Origin of the sequence: Pseudomonas sp. PS01303 (assembly GCF_029959385.1) — a bacterium.
Taxonomy (GTDB): Bacteria; Pseudomonadota; Gammaproteobacteria; order Pseudomonadales; family Pseudomonadaceae; genus Aquipseudomonas; species Aquipseudomonas rustica.
In genome coordinates this window covers 61,031-80,202 of record NZ_JASCPK010000007.1, presented here as the reverse complement: position 1 = coordinate 80,202, position 19,172 = coordinate 61,031, and the positions used below count along the sequence as shown (strand labels likewise).

At 58.0% G+C, this 19,172-nt stretch carries 14 protein-coding genes and 1 pseudogene; 5 read left to right on the top strand and 10 right to left on the bottom strand.

Going from position 1 to position 19,172, the window contains the following annotated elements; all coding sequences use genetic code 11:
* Nucleotides 1-72 precede the first annotated feature (72 nt).
* Nucleotides 73-1,245 (top strand): MFS transporter, encoded by a 1,173-nt coding sequence (locus QMX93_RS04990; protein WP_212550679.1) that lies wholly within the window; start codon nucleotides 73-75, stop codon nucleotides 1,243-1,245.
* Nucleotides 1,246-1,368: 123 nt separating this feature from the next.
* Nucleotides 1,369-1,647, top strand: coding sequence for a hypothetical protein (locus QMX93_RS04985; protein WP_282353216.1), 279 nt, complete (start codon nucleotides 1,369-1,371; stop codon nucleotides 1,645-1,647).
* 59 nt (nucleotides 1,648-1,706) lie between these two features.
* Here QMX93_RS04985 and QMX93_RS04980 read toward each other — a convergent pair whose 3' ends face one another.
* The 3 genes from QMX93_RS04980 to QMX93_RS04970 form a co-directional block, all read right to left on the bottom strand.
* Nucleotides 1,707-4,097 (bottom strand): TonB-dependent siderophore receptor, encoded by a 2,391-nt coding sequence (locus tag QMX93_RS04980; RefSeq protein ID WP_282353214.1) that lies wholly within the window; start codon nucleotides 4,095-4,097, stop codon nucleotides 1,707-1,709.
* A 118-nt stretch (nucleotides 4,098-4,215) separates the two neighbouring features.
* Nucleotides 4,216-5,205: a FecR domain-containing protein gene (locus tag QMX93_RS04975; RefSeq protein WP_282353212.1), complete on the bottom strand. Its 990-nt coding sequence runs from the start codon at nucleotides 5,203-5,205 to the stop codon at nucleotides 4,216-4,218.
* Complete coding sequence (locus QMX93_RS04970) at nucleotides 5,192-5,707, bottom strand: sigma-70 family RNA polymerase sigma factor (RefSeq protein ID WP_053120679.1); 516 nt, start codon at nucleotides 5,705-5,707, stop codon at nucleotides 5,192-5,194. The genes QMX93_RS04975 and QMX93_RS04970 overlap by 14 nt, the downstream gene beginning before the upstream one ends.
* Nucleotides 5,708-5,927: 220 nt before the next feature.
* Here QMX93_RS04970 and QMX93_RS04965 point away from each other — a divergent pair.
* Nucleotides 5,928-8,054 (top strand): annotated as a pseudogene (locus QMX93_RS04965) (TonB-dependent siderophore receptor).
* Nucleotides 8,055-8,280: 226 nt separating this feature from the next.
* Here the strand turns inward: QMX93_RS04965 and QMX93_RS04960 are convergent.
* The gene (locus QMX93_RS04960) at nucleotides 8,281-9,654 is read right to left on the bottom strand and encodes an MFS transporter (RefSeq protein WP_282353210.1); all 1,374 of its coding nucleotides are present in this window, start codon (nucleotides 9,652-9,654) and stop codon (nucleotides 8,281-8,283) included.
* A gap of 60 nt (nucleotides 9,655-9,714) precedes the next feature.
* Nucleotides 9,715-10,653: a 2-hydroxyacid dehydrogenase gene (locus QMX93_RS04955; RefSeq protein ID WP_282353208.1), complete on the bottom strand. Its 939-nt coding sequence runs from the start codon at nucleotides 10,651-10,653 to the stop codon at nucleotides 9,715-9,717.
* A gap of 128 nt (nucleotides 10,654-10,781) precedes the next feature.
* Here QMX93_RS04955 and QMX93_RS04950 point away from each other — a divergent pair, with 128 nt between their 5' ends.
* On the top strand, nucleotides 10,782-11,672 hold the full coding sequence (locus QMX93_RS04950) for a LysR family transcriptional regulator (protein WP_282353206.1): 891 nt from the start codon (nucleotides 10,782-10,784) through the stop codon (nucleotides 11,670-11,672).
* Nucleotides 11,673-11,680: 8 nt separating this feature from the next.
* Here the strand turns inward: QMX93_RS04950 and QMX93_RS04945 are convergent, their stop codons facing one another.
* The 5 genes from QMX93_RS04945 to kdgD form a co-directional block, all read right to left on the bottom strand.
* Nucleotides 11,681-12,427 carry a FadR/GntR family transcriptional regulator gene (locus tag QMX93_RS04945; protein WP_282353204.1) on the bottom strand — a complete coding sequence of 249 codons (747 nt, stop codon included), beginning with the start codon at nucleotides 12,425-12,427 and terminating at the stop codon, nucleotides 11,681-11,683.
* Between the two features lie 114 nt (nucleotides 12,428-12,541).
* Complete coding sequence (locus QMX93_RS04940) at nucleotides 12,542-14,125, bottom strand: aldehyde dehydrogenase (NADP(+)) (protein WP_282353202.1); 1,584 nt, start codon at nucleotides 14,123-14,125, stop codon at nucleotides 12,542-12,544.
* 164 nt (nucleotides 14,126-14,289) lie between these two features.
* A complete protein-coding gene (gene gudD, locus QMX93_RS04935) occupies nucleotides 14,290-15,642 on the bottom strand; it encodes a glucarate dehydratase (protein ID WP_282353200.1) in 1,353 nt (450 codons plus the stop codon).
* A gap of 41 nt (nucleotides 15,643-15,683) precedes the next feature.
* The gene (locus QMX93_RS04930) at nucleotides 15,684-17,051 is read right to left on the bottom strand and encodes an MFS transporter (protein ID WP_282353198.1); all 1,368 of its coding nucleotides are present in this window, start codon (nucleotides 17,049-17,051) and stop codon (nucleotides 15,684-15,686) included.
* A gap of 80 nt (nucleotides 17,052-17,131) precedes the next feature.
* Complete coding sequence (gene kdgD / locus QMX93_RS04925) at nucleotides 17,132-18,043, bottom strand: 5-dehydro-4-deoxyglucarate dehydratase (RefSeq protein WP_282353196.1); 912 nt, start codon at nucleotides 18,041-18,043, stop codon at nucleotides 17,132-17,134.
* 369 nt (nucleotides 18,044-18,412) lie between these two features.
* Here kdgD and QMX93_RS04920 point away from each other — a divergent pair, with 369 nt between their 5' ends.
* A complete protein-coding gene (locus QMX93_RS04920; protein ID WP_282353194.1) occupies nucleotides 18,413-19,123 on the top strand; it encodes a FadR/GntR family transcriptional regulator in 711 nt (236 codons plus the stop codon).
* Nucleotides 19,124-19,172 lie beyond the last annotated feature (49 nt).

Genomic DNA, 19,172 nt, shown 5'->3' with positions numbered 1-19,172 from the left:
TTGCCGAAATCGCTATCTACCGCCTCAAACGCCTGGATCGTAGCATTGGCGGCATAGATAAGGAGCCTTTCCATGCGTATCAATCCACCTCTTGTTGCACTCGCCATTGGTGCCTTTGGCATCGGCGTTACCGAATTCGCCCCGATGGGCATGCTGCCGGGCATCGCTGCGGACCTCGGCGTGTCCATTCCCGCCGCAGGCCTGCTGGTCAGTGCTTACGCGTTGGGCGTACTGCTCGGCGCGCCGTTGATGATCCTCACCACCGGCAAAATTCCGCGCCGAACGTTGCTGATCGGTCTTATGGCGATTTTTACCTTGGGTAATCTGATGTCAGCGCTGGCGACCGACTATTACAGCCTCATGATCGCCCGGGTGGTGACCTCACTGAATCACGGGGCGTTCTTTGGCGTTGGCTCCGTCGTCGCTGCCAGCGTGGTCGCGCCGGAGAAACGTGCCGGGGCGGTCGCGGCAATGTTCATGGGCCTGACTTTGGCGACCATCGGCGGTGTGCCGCTGGCCGCGTGGTTTGGCGAGCTGTTCGGCTGGCGCACTGCATTTTGGGGTATTACCGGCCTTGGCGTGGTGACGATGGCAGCGTTGTGGTTCGCGCTGCCCAATCTGCGCGCACCGCAAAGCGTGGGCGTACTGGCCGAAATACGCGTGCTGGGCCGAGGCCCGGTGTTGGGCGCGTTGGCCCTGACTGTCGTCGGCTCGAGTGCGATGTTCACTGTCTTCACCTACATTGCACCGATCCTCAGCAGCGAGACCCACGCGTCCTCCGCGTACATCACCGCCATGCTGGTGCTATTCGGTGTGGGCCTGACGCTGGGCAACATGTGGGGCGGCAAGGCTGCGGATCGTTCGATCGATCGCACCCTGATCGTTTCGCTGAGCGTGCTGATTGTGATCTTGCTGGCGTTCACTGTCCTGATGCGCTGGCCTTTGCCGGCCGCGGTGGCCATTTTGATCTGGGGTATCGCCAGCTTCGCCCTGGTACCACCGCTGCAGATGCGCGTGATGGAAGCGGCCAAAGACGCGCCCAATCTGGCTTCGGCGGTCAACATCGGTGCCTTCAATTTTGGTAACGCCATTGGCGCGGCGCTGGGCGGCGCGGTGATCAATGCCGGGCTGGGTTATCCGGCGATCTCCCTGGCCGGTGCAGCGATGGCGAGTCTGGGCCTGCTGATGGTGCTGGCGTTTACCTGGCGCTCGAAAGCAAGTGCAGCGGCGCTGACCCAACCATAACGAGAGGGCGGTCAGGCGCCATCACGAGTGATTCGAACTTTGCGCAAGACGGTGCTTCGTCAGCCCTTTTGAACCTATTTCAAAACAGCCTGCTCAACCGGGAAATGTTCGGGGGTAGATGTGATGAATGTTTTCAGAAACCAGCTGACGACTGAGCAAGAAGCAAGACTGCTGGCGTTGGATGCCTGGCATCGGATGTCGGAGAATCGAGCACTGCGCATGGACTGCCCCGATGCCTGGCACGACGAACTGTTGCGCCAGTCTGACGAGATGGATCGGTTGGGCATGTTAACGCTGACCGAATGGTGCGACCTGCGAAGGGACGCAGACGAAGCCTATCTGCGCACGGTGGCGGGTGAGGATTATCACGCAGGTCATCAAGCTAGGGTGTATCGAGGTTGACGGTACCCGCCGTACAGCGGGTACCGCTTCCAATGTGCGAGAAAGGCCTGCCTACCGGCTTACCACTTGTAACTCACTTTGGCGGTAGTCTCACGACCCGGGTTGTAGAAGTTTGCGGTGCCGGAACCGACCACGTGCTGCTCATCCAGCAGGTTGCTGAGGTTCACCGCAAGGTCGGTGCCCTTGGTGATTTTGTAGTTGAACGCGGCGTCGAACAGCGTGGTGCCATCGCTTTTGCCGGAGTTGGCGGCGTCGAAGTAATACGAGCCGACGTAGCGCGCACCCAAGCCAACGCTGACATTCGTGGCGGGGACGTCGTAATAACTCCAGAGCGAAGCGGAATGCTTGGGTGCCGTGGCGAATTCATTACCCTTCAGGGAGCTGCCGTCATACAACGAACCGCGCTGTACCTCGGACTCCATATAGGAATAACCACCGATCAGGCTGAGGTTCTGCGTCACCTGCGCCTTGGCCTCCAGGTCGAGGCCGCGCGCACGCGACTCGCCCACTGTCTGTTGCTCAATGATGCCGCTCGGCAGCACCACGGCGATGGTGACGTTTTCCTGGGTCAGGTCATAAACGGCTGCGGAGAACAGGGCGTCCATCCCCATCGGCGCATACTTCACGCCTATCTCGTACTGCCTGCCGGTCTGCGGTGTGACACCAACCTGCGGCGGCGAGACCGATTCCACCATGCTCACATAGGTCGACACCTCATCGTTGACGATGTAGGTCAATGCACCTCGGTAAGAGGTTTCGGAGAAGGTGTCTTTCTCAGTCGATTCCAGGCCTTTGCTGGTCAGGTCCATCGAGTCGTTGCGCACGCCCCCGGTGACGATGAACCGCTCGTAGAACGACAGGTTCTGCTGCAGGAATACGGCTTTGGTGGTCGCGTCTCGCTTGTTCACGGCATACGGCGCGATTGAGCGTGAAACGCCAGTGAAGACGGGGTTTGCAATGTCAATCGAGGTCGTCGGGGCGTAGACCGAGCTTTCCTTGGTGGTCGAATCGAGGTACTCCACGCCCACCAGGCTGCTGCTGTCGATGTTCTCGAAACGGGCATCGTATTGCAGCATCAGATTGCCGTTGAACTGGTCGGCTTCGGTGTCCGTTCCAAACTGATAGCGGTCAACGGTAGTACCGACACGTGCGGCGCTGTCGCTCAGATATACGTAGCCAAAATCATCGGTCAACTTGCTGTAGCGCAGATTGCTGCGCAGCACGAAGCCATTGTCGAAGTCATGGGTGATGTTACCGCTGAGGCTGGTGCGCTCGACATCGTGAAAGTTGTAGCTGGGCTCGCCATAGAACTTGCTGCGGTCGTATTCCTTGTCCAGCGGATAGCCGCCACTGTTGGGCGAACTTTCGGTTTTCAGGTAGTCGAGAATCATCGTCGCCGACGTGAAATCCGTCGGTGCCCAGGTGAGGCCACCCATAAACAACTGGTTGTCGTCCTGCGAGTGATCGTACTCGCGGTCGCTGTTTTGGCCTTTGGCAGTAAAGCGGCCAGCCAGGGTTTTTTCGTCGTTCAACGCATCGCCGACATCGATGCCTGTCTCGACATGGTCAAAGGAGCCGTAGGTCACATAGCCTTGGCCAAACTGCTCGAAGCGCGGCTGTTTGGTCACGAAGTTTACCGAGCCTCCGGGATCGGCCGGGCCGAACAGGGTGGAGTTGGCGCCGCGCAGAATTTCGATGCGCTCATAAGCGAATGGATCTTCGCGCACGCCGCGCATCGAACTCAGGGTCAAGCCGTCACGGTAGGTGGTGGCCTGGAAACCGCGGATCTGGAAATAGTCGTTACGGTCATCCGTGCCGTAGAAGTCAGTGATCACGCCCGGCGTGTATTGCAGCGCCTCTTCCGTGGTGCTGACGCTGCGCTGTTCCATTTCCTTGTTGGTAACCACCGATACCGATGCCGGTGTATTGAGAATGCTGGTGGCCACTTTGCCGCCAACCCAGAGTTCCTTGGCGACCACTGAGTTGGCGTCGTCGTCGGCACTGACCCTGACCTTGGCATTGATGATGAGGGGGGCGAGGCGGTAGTCCTCGATACCCGTTGCGTCGAGTTCAAGTGGGCCGGCAGGCGCTGGTTGAGGTGTCAGCAGGTAAGCGGACGGGCCTTGCTGCTCGATCTGCAATTCGCTTCCCTGCAATAACGTCGACAGTGCGGTCGACGTATCCAGGCTGCCGTTCACGCCTGCCGTTGTGCGATTCGCAACGCTCGAGGCATCGTAGGAAAGACTGATGCCAGCCTCGCGCGCAAAACGGTCAAGCGCCGGCGCCAGTGGGCCGGCAGCGATATTCCACTGCTGAACCTGTTTGCGCTGTTCAGCGCTCGAAGATTGCGCCAGCGACGGCAGGGCGTAACTGCTGACCATCAAACCCAAAATCACACCGTGTACGGCGTGGCTCAGTGGATGGCGCTGTGTGACCGCGGACGAACTCATTTTCTCGCTCCAAGGAAGGGTATCGACAGATTGGCCTGTAAGTCGGCCTTCCTTACAAGTCGAACGAGAATGAGAAACTACCTCATTAATTTTGCTAAATAAGACAAAAGAAGCTTATTCAACTGGCAGCGGTCAACGTCACCCAATAACGCGTCCGATAATCAACGCGCAAATGCAGCGACTGCGCGACCAATGTCAGTACCTGATCGTTGTCGGCGAGCTGAAAAGTGCCGGAAACCCGAAGGTCGGCAACCTCTTCGGCGCAGCGCAATACGCCGGGGCGGTAGCGCGACAACTCCGCGATAAAATCACCAAGGCGCATATTGCGTGCGCTGATCACCCCGTCATTCCAGCCCCAGACATCCAGCCCGTTGTCCCTGTACTCACGGGCGCCACTTGATGTAAACAGCAACTGATTGGCGGTCTGGGCACTGCGGCTACCGCTGGCGGCCAGGGTTTGACTGGCGCCAGGAAATACCGTGACGGTGCCTCCCTGAACCGCGAGCAAGGTGCCGTCGTCACGTTCCCGCGCCAGGAAGCGGGGACTCTGTGCGCGCATGATTCCGTCGCGTGTTTGTACCCAAAAGGGACGCGCGTGCGCCGCGTGTTCATCCGCGCCGACATTCACGATGACCTCACCACGCCGCAGAATGAGCAGACGTCGCTGGGCGTCGAAATCACTGTCGACAGCGCTGTCGCTATTGAGCTGGACAAGGCTGCCGTCATCGAGTTGCACGCGGCGTTGCTCGCCGGTGCTGCTGCGTTGCTGCGCAAGCATGGCCGGTACGGGTGTGTAATCCCGGCCGAGCCAGGCGGCGGCGCCAACCGTGGCCAAAAGGCCTAATAGCTTCAAGCTTTCCCGTCGGCGCAGGCCATGGCGGGAACCATCAAGGGTTTGTCGGGCCAATTGCGGCGGCATGCTCGCGAACTCATCCCCAAGCGATTCCACACGCTGCCACGCCAATCGATGCTCTGGACGCTGCTGCAGCCAATGCTCAAAAGTGCGCTGCGTTTGCTCATCTGCCTTGTTGAAGCGCAGACGCACTTGCCAGTGGATGGCCTGGTCTACAACGGCCGGATCCAGCGCCTGCGACTCATGCCTCGACATAACGCAACCGATAGCAGTGTTGCAGTGCGGTGGCCAGGTCGCGCTCCACCGTCGCCCGGGAAACGCCGAGTTTTTCGGCTATTTGCGCACAGGTCAAACCGTCGAGCCGGGCAAATAAAAACGCCTGGCGAACTCGCGGTTTGAGCATGTCGAGCATGCGGTCGATTCGCTCGAGCGAATCCAGAATGAGCAGTCGGCTTTCTTCCGAGGGCACCTCGTGTTGAGGCAGCAACGCGACGCTTTCCAGGTAGGCACGTTCGAGTTCGCGACGACGATACTGATCAATCATCAGCCCGCGGGCAATGCTACTCAGATAAGCACGGGGTTCGCGCAAGGGGCTTGATTGCCGGGATTTGAGCAGACGCACAAAGGTGTCTTGCGCCAGGTCTGCGGCGTTATCGCGACAACCAATGCGTCGGCTCAGCCAGCCATGTAACCACGAGTGGTGGGTGCGATAGAGCAGCGCTAGATCTGCAGTGCCTAGTGTGTCGTCGCTGCTCATCGGCATCCCGGAAAGTACATGATTGATAATTACTCGCATTCTACTCAGGCGATAGCACCTCAGGCAAATGCGGGCGTAGGGTCTTGGGGGAGGGGAGGTATACCAGCGCTGCATACGTTAATGGGAATTTGTGTCAATTGCGAATGTGTTTGTATAGCATGCGCGGGATTTTGGCGGTTTTACTCCCTGTATTGGCCTATTCGTAAAGGTTTCTCTCTTCATGCGTCGAACCCTGCTTTCCATTTGTGTGCTGCAAGCCTAGTCGCCTGCCTCTTGGGCTGAACAAGTGGAGGGCACACCCTCAACGCTCGAACTCGACGCAACCGATGTGATCGGTACTGCCAATTACGAGAGGGCGGACGGCCCGGTGCAGGGTTATCGGGCGACTCGATCGGCCAGTGCCACACGTACCGACACGTCGATCCACGAAACCCCACAATCGATCAGTGTGGTTTCGAAGGATGTGGTTGAGGATCTGGGCGCCACCCGTTTGCAGGACGCGCTGGACTACGCCGGTGGCGTCGGGCGGGCGAACAATTTTGGTGGCCAGGGCCTGACCACATTTACCGTGCGTGGCTTCACCACCGGCGAGTTTTATCGCAACGGTTTCCCGATCAACCGCGGCTATCCGAACATGCCGGATGCCAACACGATCGAACGCCTCGAGGTGCTGCGCGGCCCGGCCACCATGCTCTATGGTCGGGGTGATCCTGGCGGCACCTTCAACGTGGTGACCAAACAGCCGTTGCCCGAGCGCACCGTCACTCTTGGCAGCCAACTCAATGATCAGGGCATGAAGCGCGGCACGCTGGATGCTTCCGGCCCGCTCGACGAGGAAGGGCGTCTGGCCTACCGACTTAACGTAGTGGGCGAGGGCGGCGACACCTTTCGAGATCACGTTGAAACCGAGCGCTACGGCATCGCGCCCGTGCTCACCTGGCAGGCAACCGACGCGACCAAGCTGATTTTCGAAGGCGATTTCATGCGCAACAACGCGCCTCTGGATCGAGGCGTTACTCGCTATGCGAAGCAGATAGGGACTGCCTCGCGCGACAGTTTTTTTGGCGAAAAAGACGTTGGTAAACTGCATAACGACAACAACATGGCGCAACTGCGTTTCGAGCACATGCTCAACGACGACTGGACGTTAGGCGGCGGCTTCCAGTGGCTCGACGGATCGCTCAAGGGCAATGCCATCGAGGCCAACGGTATTGCCGCTGACGGCCGCACTCTGGGGCGCAATTTCAACTATCGCAAGCTGGAGTGGACCGACAAGGATACCCAGGTCAATCTGACCGGCCATTTCGAAACCGCGGGTTTGCAGCACACGTTGCTCACCGGTATCGAGTATGAGGATTACGACTACAAGTCGATCATTCAACGCTCCAGCGGAGCCGTTGGTGCTTACCCGATCGACATCTTCGATCCGGTGTACGGCCAACCACGTCCGGCACTCACCCGCACGCCCACTGATGACAAGGAAAACCTCAAGACGTATGCCGCGTTCGTGCAGGATCAGGTGGCGTTGACTGACAGACTGAAAGTACTGGCCGGGGCGCGTTTCGAGCGCTTTGAACATGACTACGAAACCTATGTGCCCGGCGCCAAGAGCTGGCAGGCGAGTGACAACGCGGTGACGCCGCGCATCGGCGTCACCTACGACTTGACCGACACATTAGCGATCTATGCCAACACCGCGCGCTCGTTCAAACCGAACACCGGCGCCAGTCGTCAGGGCGGCGGGTTCGAGCCGGAGAAAGGCAAGTCGTACGAAATGGGCATCAAGTGGGAAGCGCTGGATCAGCAGTTGAGTGTCGACGCGGCGATCTATCAGATCGAAAAGCGTAACGTGCTGACCACCGATCCTGTTGATTCGACCTTCAGCGTCGCGGCGGGTGAGGTGCGCAGCCGTGGTTTCGACGTCAACGTGGCCGGCAACCTGACGCCCGAATGGCGCGTGATTGGTGGGTACGCCTATGTCGATGCCGAAGTGACCAAAGACAACGTATTACGCTCCGGCACGCGACTGCTGAACATCCCGAAAAACAGCTTCAGCCTGCTGAATATGTATGAGTTCCAGGATGGCACCTTTAAGGGGTTGGGCTTGGGCACCGGGCTCAAGTACGTCGACGAGCGCGCGGGACAAACCGCCAACACCGCGTTTTCGATGGGCAGCTACACCGTGGTCGACCTGCTCAGCTTCTATAAGGTCAATGACAAGGTGCGGCTCAATCTTGACGTGAAGAACCTGTTTGACCGTGATTATGAAGAGGGTGCATTCGGTAACGTCTATGCCTATCCGGGAGCGCCGCGAACAGTACAAGTCGGTATTGCCTACACCTTGTAACGTGCAGTGCCGGTGCAGGCCTCACCTGCCGCGATCACGCGGGAGGTGAGGCAATGTGCGCCATTCCCGAATGGCAGAAACGGCGACTATGGATTTGCACTGGAAGAGTAAAACAGCTGCATTTATGACGTGGCCTGTATTGTCCGCGTTCGGCCAGAAGCAGCCGGTCACAACCGACGGAGAACAGCCAAAAGCGCATACTTCCTGGCCCCAGCCACTCATTTACTCAGGAGGTTTCCCGGGAAGTCTCTGCATCCTCGATAACGACACGCTCAAATCGCCCGGCAAGTACCACGTAGCCAAAGATTCCAAGCAAACCGTGAGCGGCTACAAACCATAGTGCCGAGTCGAACGAGCCAGTGGTTGCAACAAAATAGCCAATGACTACCGGCGTGATGATCCCTGCCACGTTACCGATGCCGTTAAATACCCCGCCACTTAACCCCACCATGCTTTTGGGCGCTGTGTCGGACAGTACTGCCCAGCCTACCGCTGCCAGTCCTTTGCCGAAAAATGCCAGGGCCATCAACGCTATCACCATCCAGTTGGCATCGACATAATTTGCGGAAACCAGGCTGGAAGCCAATGCCATACCGATGATGAAAGGCGTTTTGCGAGCCCTTGAGGGATGTACGCCTCGACGGATCAGATAATCGGAAACCACGCCGCCCAGCACACCTCCCGAGAAACCACAGATCGCCGGCATCGCAGCCACCCATCCTGCTTGCATGATCGTCATGCCTCGCCCCTGGATCAGGTAGATAGGAAACCAGGTGATGAAGAAGTAGGTGAGGGCGGTGATGCAGTATTGCCCCAGATAGATCGCCCACAGTGTCCGGTTATTGAAGAGCTGGGCGACTTCCTTCAATTTCAGTTTTGGTTTGGTGGCTTTACGCGTGATTTCCAGATCCACCAGAGCACCGCCATCGCGCATGTACTGCAACTCGGGTTCGGTGAGGCGAGGATCACTGTGAGGCTCGTGATAAAGCGCGAACCAGAACACCGTGGCCACCAGCCCAAGCCCGCCCATCCAGATGAACACATGTTCCCAACCCCAGGAATGGGTCAGCCAGGCCATGAGCGGAGCGAAGACCACAACGGCCATGTATTGCGCCGAGTTGAACAGTGCGGAAGCGGTGCCACGTTCACTGGTCGGAAACCAGCAGGACACGATACGGTTATTGGCCGGGAATGCCGGAGACTCTACAAGACCGAGCATGAAACGCATGCCGAACAAGGTGATTGCTGCCGAGGAGCCGACGAGCCCGATCCAGCCCACGGTGCCTTGCATCATGGTGAACAATGACCACAGGAACAGGCTGCAACCGTAGACCCTTCTTGCGCCGAATTTGTCCAGCAACCAGCCGCCTGGGATTTGGCCCAGCGCGTAAGCCCAGGCAAACGCAGAAAAGATCATGCCCAGCATCATGGGATCCAGTCCCAAGTCTTTGATCACGCCCGTACCGGCGATGGACATGGTCGCCCGGTCGGCATAATTGAGGACGGTGACAATGAAAATCATCGCCAGAATGACAAAGCGCCGACGCCCGACATGGGCCTTTTCAAGCGGGATTGCTAGCGGTGCGATCTTGGAGGTCATGGTGCTTTCCGGCTTCCCTCGGGGGGAAGTTTTATTGTTGGAGTAAGTAGCGTGCATTTCTCAGCAAGCGACAGCAGTCGGTAGCGGAGAACCGGCAAAGCAGGCCCGCAAATTGGCCAATACGATTTCGCCCATGGCCAGGCGCGTTTGTTCGGTGGCGCTGGCGCGATGCGGTTGCAGCACCACATTGCTCAGCGAGCGCAGGGCATCCGGCACGCGTGGTTCATCGGCGAACACATCAAGGCCGGCGCCGGCGATGGTGCCGTCGCTTAAGGCCGCTATCAGCGCGGGCTCATCCACCAACTTGCCGCGCGCGACATTGATCAGATAGCCGTTGGCGCCCAAAGCCTGAAGTACCGCAGGTGTGATGATCGCGCTGCCGTTATCGGCGGACGCCGCCAGCATCAGCACATCGCTGCGGCGCGCCAGGTCGATCAGGTCGGGAACGAAGTGATAGCCGCTCTGCGGTTGCTCACGCAGGTCGGTGTAGCTCACCGTCATATCGAAGGCCGAGGCGCGTTTGGCGATGGCATGGCCAACCCGACCCAGCCCGACGATACCCAGTTGAATGCCGGTCACTTTGCGTGCCAGCGGTTGCGCGACACTGCCCCATTGGCCGTCGCGAACGATGCGGTCGCCGGTGACGAGATCGCGCAGGGTCATGATCAACAAACCCATGCCCATGTCCGCGACGTCATCGGTCAATACACCGGGCGTGGTGGTCACTTGAACACCGCGAGCGGCGGCATTGACGAGATCCACTGCGTCAGTGCCGATGCCACTGATCGCGATGACTTGCAGTGCAGGCAGGCGATTCATGATCGAGTTGGACAGACCTTTGGCGCCACCGGTGACCACGCCGCGAATGGTGTGGCCTACCTCGGCCAGAAACGCGTCCTGATCGGCGGCTTCGTACAGACGGTGAACGGCATAAGACGCCTGTAACCGGGCATCGATCAGATCCGGTACAGGTTGGGTAAGGAGGATGTTGATCTTCATGTCGCGTTCCTTGAATTGTATTTATCTGGGCGGGCGACAAGCAGTTGCCTGCGTGTGGTTCCAGAGTAGGAAAACGAACGATGCTGGTCTAACATTGATACTGGATCGATCAATACAAGAATTGAATCATGGAACTCCATCAACTCCGCTGTTTTGTGATGGTTGCCGAAGAGCTGCATTTCGGTCGGGCCGCCAAACGTTTGTTCATGACCCAGCCACCTTTGAGCCGGCAGATCCAGATGCTGGAACGTTCGCTGGGCGTCACTTTGCTTGAGCGCAGTAATCGCAACGTGCAGCTCACTGTCGCCGGGCAGCATTTCCTGCGTGACGCCCGGCACGTCTTGGCGTACACCGAGCAAGCAGGTACAGCGGCGCGGCGTTTGGCGCGGGGCGAAGCAGGGCAGCTGCTTTTGGGGTTTACCGCAGTCAGTGGCTACCACCTGATTCCCGGTTTGCTGGGACATGCTGCGCAACGGCTGCCGGACGTTGGTTTTGAGTTGCACGAAATGGTGTCCGGCGCCCAGACCGACGCCTTGGCGGCGAGCATGATTGACGTCGGTTTCGTACGGCGAGCGGCGCCCCATCTGGGGTTCGACTCGCAGTTGATTTGCAGCGAGCCGCTGCTGGTGGTGATGTCGAACGCGCACCCTTTGGCGCAGCGGGCGACGATTGCGGTGGCCGATCTGGATCAGCAACCCTTCGTGATGTATTCGCCGGATGAGGGGCGCTATTTCTATGACTGCATCGTCGGGCTGTTCGCCATGGCAGGTGTTTCGCCGCGTTACCTGCATTACCTGGGGCAGACCCACTCCATTCTCGGATTGGTGCGGGCGGGCCTGGGTTTGGCGATTGTGCCAGCCGCTGCTCGTGAGCTTTACATGGGGCATTTGCAGTTCCGTCCCCTTGAAGATGCTCAGCCGCGTGCGGAGGTGCACATGGTTTCCAGGAGTGACAACGACAACCCTGCACTGCCACCTTTCCTGCGCATGGCACAGGATTACTTCCGCACAACCGGTTGAGTCAGTCGTTATCTGAAGAGAGCGTGACGTAAACGCTCACGAATACTGCTGAGGTGCAGATGCATGGCCGCCTTGGCAGCGACAGGGTCACCATCGGCAATGCTTTGGTAAATCGCTTGGTGCTCGCGCTGTAAACGCAATCCGTATTCCGTTCGATCCCCACCATTGAGAGCGGCGCTATTCAGGCGCTTGCGGGGTATCAGGTCGATGCCGAGATGGTCGGTGATATCCACGAAGTAACGGTTAGCCGTTGCCATGGCGATCTGTCGGTGAAACGCATGGTCGGCTGCTGCCGCCACATCACGACTGATGGTCGGGTCTGCAAGTATGTTGAGGGCTTCTTGCATGCATGCCAGATCCTGCGGACTTCTACGCTGCGCGGCAAAACCTGCGGCTTCCACCTCGACACTGATACGCAACTCGATGACGGCGATGACGTCTTCAAGGGAGGCATTTGAATTAGGGTGTAAGTCGCAATCCGGTGTGTCGCTGACGAATGAGCCGATGCCGTGTCTGGTAATGATCAGTCCACGGGTTTGCAGTTGCGAAATGGCTTCACGCACAACGGTTCGGCTGACGCCATGCTCAGCCATGACTTGCGCTTCTGGAGGCAGTCTCTGCCCGGGTTCAAATGCACCGCTGATGATTCGCTCGGTCAGTACCTGAGCGAGTATGGACGACAGGTTTCTTGACTGATTCAAACCAGTGGATCGTCGATGAAGGGGATGGCAAGGCTCAATCGTGATGGTGTCCATATCAACCCCAGCTTGTAATGGATCCTGCCGACGGCCCTTGATGCGGCTTGATTCACAGGATGGCGGCGCAAATTTCTGCGCCGCGTATCCGGCTATCAAACCGTGGGTGGCGGCTTAACCGATAGCGGCTTCACTCCACTCGCTGTTGACCAGGCGTTTGAGCTTGAGTGGGTTGCTGTTTTGCAACGCTGGAGGTAAGAGCGCATCGGGATAGTTCTGGAAGCAGACCGGGCGCAGAAAGCGATCAATCGCCAAAGTGCCTACGGACGTGCCGCGCGAATCCGATGTGGCCGGGTACGGCCCGCCGTGAACCATGGCCTCGCAGACTTCCACGCCAGTCGGGTAGCCGTTAACCAATATCCGCCCGACCTTTTGTTCCAGTACCGGCACAAGCCATTGGTACTGTTGGAGGTCGGCAGGTTCGCCAATCAGCGTGGCGGTCAGCTGACCGCGTAACGATTGAAGGGCAAGCTTGAGTTCAGCATCGTCTGCTACTTCGATCACAATCGTGGTCGGGCCAAACACTTCTTCCTGCAACAGCTCGTCACCTTCCAGCAACAGGCTCACATCCGCTTTGAACAGTTGTGGGTGCGCCTGATTGCCGGTCTGAGCAGAACCCGTCAGGTGGGTGATGCCGGCATGGGCATGCAAATGTTCGAGTCCTTTGGAATAGCTGCGCAAGCCTCCAGCGTTCAGCATGGTCTGCGGTGCCTGCACAGCCATTTGGCCTTGCAAGTGCTCAAGGAACTGAGTGTGCTGCGGCGATTTTATGCCGATCACCAGGCCAGGATTGGTGCAGAACTGACCGCATCCCATAACCACGGATGCCGCCAGATCCTTGGCTACGGTCTCGCCTCTGGAGGACAAGGCGACAGGCAGCAGCACTACCGGGTTGATGCTGGACATCTCGGCAAACACGGGGATCGGTTGTGGGCGTTCTGCCGCCATCTTGCACAGCGCATTGCCGCCGCCAAGCGAACCGGTAAAACCGACTGCTTGAATGGCCGGATGCTTGACCAGCCATTCACCCACGCCAGCGCCGAAAATCATATTGAACACGCCCTTGGGCATGCCAGTGCGCTCGGCCGCTCGAAGAATGGCGCAGCCAACTTGGTCGGCCGTTGCCATGTGGCCGCTGTGCGCCTTGAATACGACAGGGCAACCCGCCGCCAGTGCTGCGGCGGTATCGCCCCCCGCAGTCGAAAACGCCAAGGGGAAATTACTGGCGCCAAACACGGCAACCGGGCCTACACCGATACGGTATTGACGCAAATCGCCTCGTGGTAGTGGCTTGCGATCAGGCAAGGGTAAGTCGATGCGTGCGCCGAGATAGTCGCCACGGCGCAGCACGTTGGCGAACAGGCGCATCTGGCCACTGGTGCGTGCCCGTTCTCCCTGAATGCGGCCCGCCGGCAACGCGGTTTCCTGGCAGACGATGGCGACGAAGTCTTCACCCAGTTGATCAATCTCATCAGCGATGGCATCGAGAAACTCGGCCCTGCGTGTCGAGCTCAGTTGACGATATTCGAGGAATGCCGCCTCGGCAGCCAAAGCGGCGCGGTCTACTTCGGCTTCTGTCGCTTGATAAAAATCGTACGGCAGAGGCTGGCCAGTCGTTGCGTCCAGGCTTTTTAGTTGCTGTTCGCCGTCGGCGCTACGTTCGCCAGCGATAAAATTTTCGCCAAGTAGTGTGAACATGTCGGTCTCCATGCGCTTCAGGTTGAGCAATGTCTGCTTGTCTGAAGCCGGTTAAATGATGCGACGCAGGGGAAGGGGCACTGTTGGTGCCCCCTTGTTGCTGAAAGATGAGGCTCTATAGATGAGTTGGCGGTACTTGTGGCACCTGAACGTGTCTCTATGGATCAGCGCACCAGACAAGGTTGCTTGTTGTTGAAGCTCCAGCCAGGAATCAGGAATTGCATCGCGACACTGTCGTCCCGAGCGCCGAGGCCCATGCCTTTGTAGAGTTCGTGCGCCTTGGCCACGGCGTCCATGTCGATGTCTACGCCCAGGCCATGCTTGGTTGGCACCTTGACGTAGCCACCTTCAATTTTCAGCGGTTGCTTGGTCAGGCGCTGACCGTCTTGCCAGATCCAGTGCGTATCGATGGCGGTGATGTCTCCTGGTGCGGCGGCCGCCACTTGGGTGAACATCGCCAACGAGATATCGAAGTGGTTGTTGGAATGAGAACCCCAAGTCAGGCCCCATTCGTGACACATTTGGGCAACCCGGACTGAGCCTTGCATTGTCCAGAAATGCGGATCTGCGAGCGGGATGTCGACCGATTGCAACTGGATGGCATGGCCCATTTCGCGCCAGTCGGTCGCGATCATGTTGGTTGCAGTTTTCAGCCCCGTAGCGCGGCGGAATTCGGCCATGACTTCGCGGCCCGAGTAGCCGTTTTCTGCGCCGCAAGGGTCTTCCGCGTAGGCGAGCACCTGATGCTGATCCCGGCACAAACGGATGGCTTCTTTAAGCGACCAGGCGCCATTCGGGTCAAGGGTGATACGGGCATCGGGAAAGCGTTCAGCCAGCGCCGTCACTGCTTCAATTTCTTCATCGCCACTCAATACACCGCCCTTGAGCTTGAAGTCGTTGAAGCCGTATTTCGCTTTCGCAGCTTCTGCCAGTCGCACGACGGCTTCGGCGGTCATTGCCTTCTCGTGACGCACTCGAAACCATTCGTCTTCAGCATCGGCTTCGTCGCGGTAGGCCAGGTCGGTGGCATTGCGGTCGCCGATGTAGAACAGGTAACCGAGCATCTTCACCGCATCGCGTTGCTGGCCTTCACCCAGCAATGCGGCGACCGGAACCTCAAGGAACTGACCCAGCAGATCGAGCAGGGCGGCTTCCATCGCAGTCACGGCATGAATAGTGATACGCAGGTCAAAGGTTTGCAGGCCACGACCGGCGGAGTCTCTCGATGCAAAGGTTGTCCGCATCTGATTGAGAATGCGTTGGTACTGACCAATGGGCTGACCCATGACCAGGCTACGAGCGTCTTCGAGTGTTTCGCGGATGCGCTCGCCACCGGGGACTTCGCCCACGCCGGTGTTACCGGAGCTGTCTTTGATAATGACGATGTTGCGGGTAAAGAACGGCCCGTGCGCACCGCTCAGGTTCAACAGCATGCTGTCGTGGCCCGCTACAGGTACGACCTGAAAACTGGTGACGACAGGCGACTTGGTGGTGTTGGCAATATGTTCAGCGTTCATGGCAAGTTCCTACAAAAAAGGTCGTTCAGCGATCAATAGGGTCAGTGAGATTTGCTGACGGTCGCAACCCTTGGAGCAACGACCGGTGACGTCAGCGGGGCCGATGGTTTCGGCGAGGTTTTGGCAAAGAACACCAGAATCGCGGCGAGTATCGAAGTACCGGCCAGACCATAGAGGCCACCCTGGATCGACCCTGTTGTTTGTTCCAGGAAGCCGAAGGTCGTTGGTGCCACGAAACCACCCAGGTTGCCGATTGAGTTGATCAGTGCGATGACGGCGGCGGCGATACGAGCATCCAGATAGCCTTGGGGAATTGGCCAGAACAACGAAGACGCGGACTTGAAGCCGATGGCCGCGAAGCAGATGGCGACAAAGGCGAAGATCGGCCCACCAGTGGTGGACAAGAACATGCCAGCCGCCGCGATCAACAGGGCAGTTGCGACCCAGGCTTGCTGGAATTTGAACTTTCCGGACAGCGCAGCGAAGGTGTACATGGCGATGATGGAGATCAGCCAGGGGATCGAGTTGAAAAAACCTACCTGCACATCACTCAGGTCGCCCATCTTCTTGATGATGCTGGGGAGCCAGAAGGTCGCGGCATAAATCGTCAACTGGATGCAAAAGTACAGGGCGCAAAACAGCAGGATCTGGCGGTCTTTAAGCAGTTTGCCAATGGTCGGTTTGACCGTGGTCAGCGCTTCACGCTCGCGCTGTTCCTGATCGATCGCGCCTACCAGTGCATCTTGCTCTTCGCGAGTCATCCACTTGGCGTCATGGGGTTTGGAGTCAAGCCAGAACCAGACAAAGAAGCCCAAAGCGACCGATGCCAGGCCTTCGATGGCAAACATCCATTGCCAACCATGAAAACCGAACCCTTCAATCTGCAACAAGGCACCCGACAGCGGGCCTGAGATCAGCGAAGCCACAGCCGAGCCACTGAGGAAAATGGCAATGGCCTTACCGCGTTCGACGCCTGGCAACCAGCGCGTGAAGTAGTAGATCACGCCAGGGAAGAAGCCAGCTTCGGCGACACCCAGCAGAAAGCGCAAGATGTAGAAATGGGTTTCGTTCTGGATGAAGGCCATCATCGTGGCGACGATGCCCCACGTGAACATGATGCGGGTCAGCCAAATGCGGGCACCGACTTTTTGCAGCAGCATGTTGGACGGTACTTCAAAGAGGGCGTAGCCAATGAAGAAGAGGCCGGCGCCCAGGCCGTAGGCGGCTGCGCCGATACCGAGGTCGTGCTCCATGTGCGTGCGCACGAAACCGATATTGACCCGGTCGATGTAGTTGAGGATGAACATGATCACGAAAAGTGGGAGTACATGCCTCTTCACTTTGCTCACGGCGCGCGCGAGAACCGAATCACCTTCTGGAACGACAGATGCATTGCTTGAATTGTTCACAATTCAAATCTCCCACTGATTATTTTTATGCGGGTTTGAGCGTGACGCCGGCGGCTTGGCCGCCGGTTGTAGCAGTCGAATTACTGGGCGCCGAGTTTCTTGATCAAGACGTCCAGCTCTTCCATTTCGTTGGGCAGCAGGTCGGTCAGTGGTGCTCGTACAGGGCCGGCATCGTGGCCTACCAGCCTGGCGCCGGCCTTGACGATGCTCACGCCATAGCCTTCGCAGCGGTTGCGGATATCCAGGTAAGGCAGGAAAAAATCGTCGATGAGCTTGCCGACGGTTTCATGATCTTCGGCAGCGATTGCGCGGTAGAACTCCATGGCCGTTTTCGGAATGAAGTTGAATACCGCTGAAGAGTAGACCGGTACACCCAGCGCTTTATAGGCAGCGGCATACACTTCGGCGGTTGGCAGGCCACCGAGGTAGGTCAAGCGATCGCCCAGGCGGCGACGGATCGAAACCATGCTTTCAATGTCGCCCACGCCGTCCTTGAAACCGATCAGGTTAGGACAGCGATCAGCCAGTTTCTCCAGGCTGTCGGCGTTCAGTCGGCAGACATTGCGGTTGTAGACCACTACACCGAAGTCCACGGATTTACAGACTTGCTCGACGTGAGCGACCAGGCCTTCCTGGCTTGCTTCGGTCAGGTAGTGAGGGAGCAACAGTACGCCAGCGGCGCCCAGGCGCTCGGCCTCTTGAGCGTATGCAATGGCCTGACGTGTCGGGCCACCGGTGCCGGCGAGAATTGGCACTTCGCCACGGCAGGTATCAACAGCCACTTTGATGATTTCCGAGTATTCGCTGGCTTCGAGCGAAAAGAACTCACCTGTGCCACCGGCTGCAAACAGTGCGCTGGCGCCGTAAGGCGCGAGCCACTCAAGGCGCTTGGCGTAGGTGTCCGCACGGAAGTCACCGGTTGCGTCGAAGTCGGTCAATGGAAAGGACAGGAGGCCTTCAGAGAGGATGGACTTGAGTTCTTGAGAATTCATGTGTTTCGCCTGCATCGCTGGTTTTTATGGGGATGTCTGGTGTGGCTTGTTGATAGACATCATACAAGTGGATTTTTCCGTTCGCAATGCACAGAGTTGTGGTTTGTTTTCATAATGAGAGGGCAGGACAACAGGTTTTGGTTATTTTGCTCAGTGTTTAATGGCTTTTATGCGTATTTTTGAATGAGTTTTGCGAGAGGTGTTGAGCTCGTCCAGTCGAAGTTCGTGCGATTGGCTTGATCTGGCATATGTGTGTTGTCATACAAGTGGCGGGTGTATCATGGCTCCAGTGGAGGGCGTCGGCATTTCGCCAGAGACTCTCTGGCGGGTGTTAAGCTCTTTAAAGCGAAATTCTGTGGACTCAAACCTATGCAAATTGAAAGCGGAACTCCCATCCGTAGACGATCCAATAATCTGGCGCAAGGCGTGGTTGAAGCGCTCACCCAGCGCATTTTGCTCGGGCAATTAAAGCCAGGCGAAAAGCTACCTTCGGAATCCACCATCGTTCTCGAGCATGGCGTGAGCCGCACCGTGGTGCGGGAGGCTATCTCCAAGCTACAGGCTTCGGGTCTGGTAGAAACACGACACGGAATCGGGACGTTCGTGTTGGTGCAACAGCCGCAGACGGGGCTTCGCCTTCATGTAGATACTGTCGCCAGTGTCAGAAACATGCTGGAATTGCGATTGGGTCTGGAGGTGCAGGCCGTTGCGCTGGCCGCTGTTCGCAGATCTGACGAACAGCTCGCTCGCATGCGTCAGGCCTTGAGTGATTACCAGGCTTCGCTGGCTAACAACGACAGTTGCGTCGAAGAGGACAAGCGCTTTCACCAGCTAATTGCCGAGGCTACCGGCAATACGTTTTTCACAGAGATCATGCAGCACTTGGGAAATGCCATGATTCCGCGTACCCAAGTGAAGATGGACGAACGTGGAGGCGCCGATTTTTCGCAATTGGGGCATCTGGCGAATCTGGAACATGAAGCGATTTTCAACGCCATCAAGCGGCAAGATCCCGACGCGGCTCGGGCGGCGATGGTGTTGCATCTAACAAATAGTCGAGATCGGTTTTCGGGAAGCTGAACGGGGTGTCACGCTAGCCTTTACAGATTTTGACTGACCGCTTTTGGCC

Coding starts and splice junctions, on each gene's coding strand:
- QMX93_RS04985 (WP_282353216.1), top strand. CDS start 1,369: ATGAATGTTTTCAGAAACCAGCTGACGACTGAGCAAGAAGCAAGACTG.
- QMX93_RS04955 (WP_282353208.1), bottom strand. CDS start 10,653: ATGAAGATCAACATCCTCCTTACCCAACCTGTACCGGATCTGATCGAT.
- QMX93_RS04940 (WP_282353202.1), bottom strand. CDS start 14,125: ATGTTCACACTACTTGGCGAAAATTTTATCGCTGGCGAACGTAGCGCC.
- QMX93_RS04975 (WP_282353212.1), bottom strand. CDS start 5,205: ATGTCGAGGCATGAGTCGCAGGCGCTGGATCCGGCCGTTGTAGACCAG.
- gudD (WP_282353200.1), bottom strand. CDS start 15,642: ATGAACGCTGAACATATTGCCAACACCACCAAGTCGCCTGTCGTCACC.
- QMX93_RS04960 (WP_282353210.1), bottom strand. CDS start 9,654: ATGACCTCCAAGATCGCACCGCTAGCAATCCCGCTTGAAAAGGCCCAT.
- QMX93_RS04990 (WP_212550679.1), top strand. CDS start 73: ATGCGTATCAATCCACCTCTTGTTGCACTCGCCATTGGTGCCTTTGGC.
- QMX93_RS04970 (WP_053120679.1), bottom strand. CDS start 5,707: ATGAGCAGCGACGACACACTAGGCACTGCAGATCTAGCGCTGCTCTAT.
- QMX93_RS04920 (WP_282353194.1), top strand. CDS start 18,413: ATGCAAATTGAAAGCGGAACTCCCATCCGTAGACGATCCAATAATCTG.
- kdgD (WP_282353196.1), bottom strand. CDS start 18,043: ATGAATTCTCAAGAACTCAAGTCCATCCTCTCTGAAGGCCTCCTGTCC.
- QMX93_RS04950 (WP_282353206.1), top strand. CDS start 10,782: ATGGAACTCCATCAACTCCGCTGTTTTGTGATGGTTGCCGAAGAGCTG.
- QMX93_RS04980 (WP_282353214.1), bottom strand. CDS start 4,097: ATGAGTTCGTCCGCGGTCACACAGCGCCATCCACTGAGCCACGCCGTA.
- QMX93_RS04945 (WP_282353204.1), bottom strand. CDS start 12,427: ATGGACACCATCACGATTGAGCCTTGCCATCCCCTTCATCGACGATCC.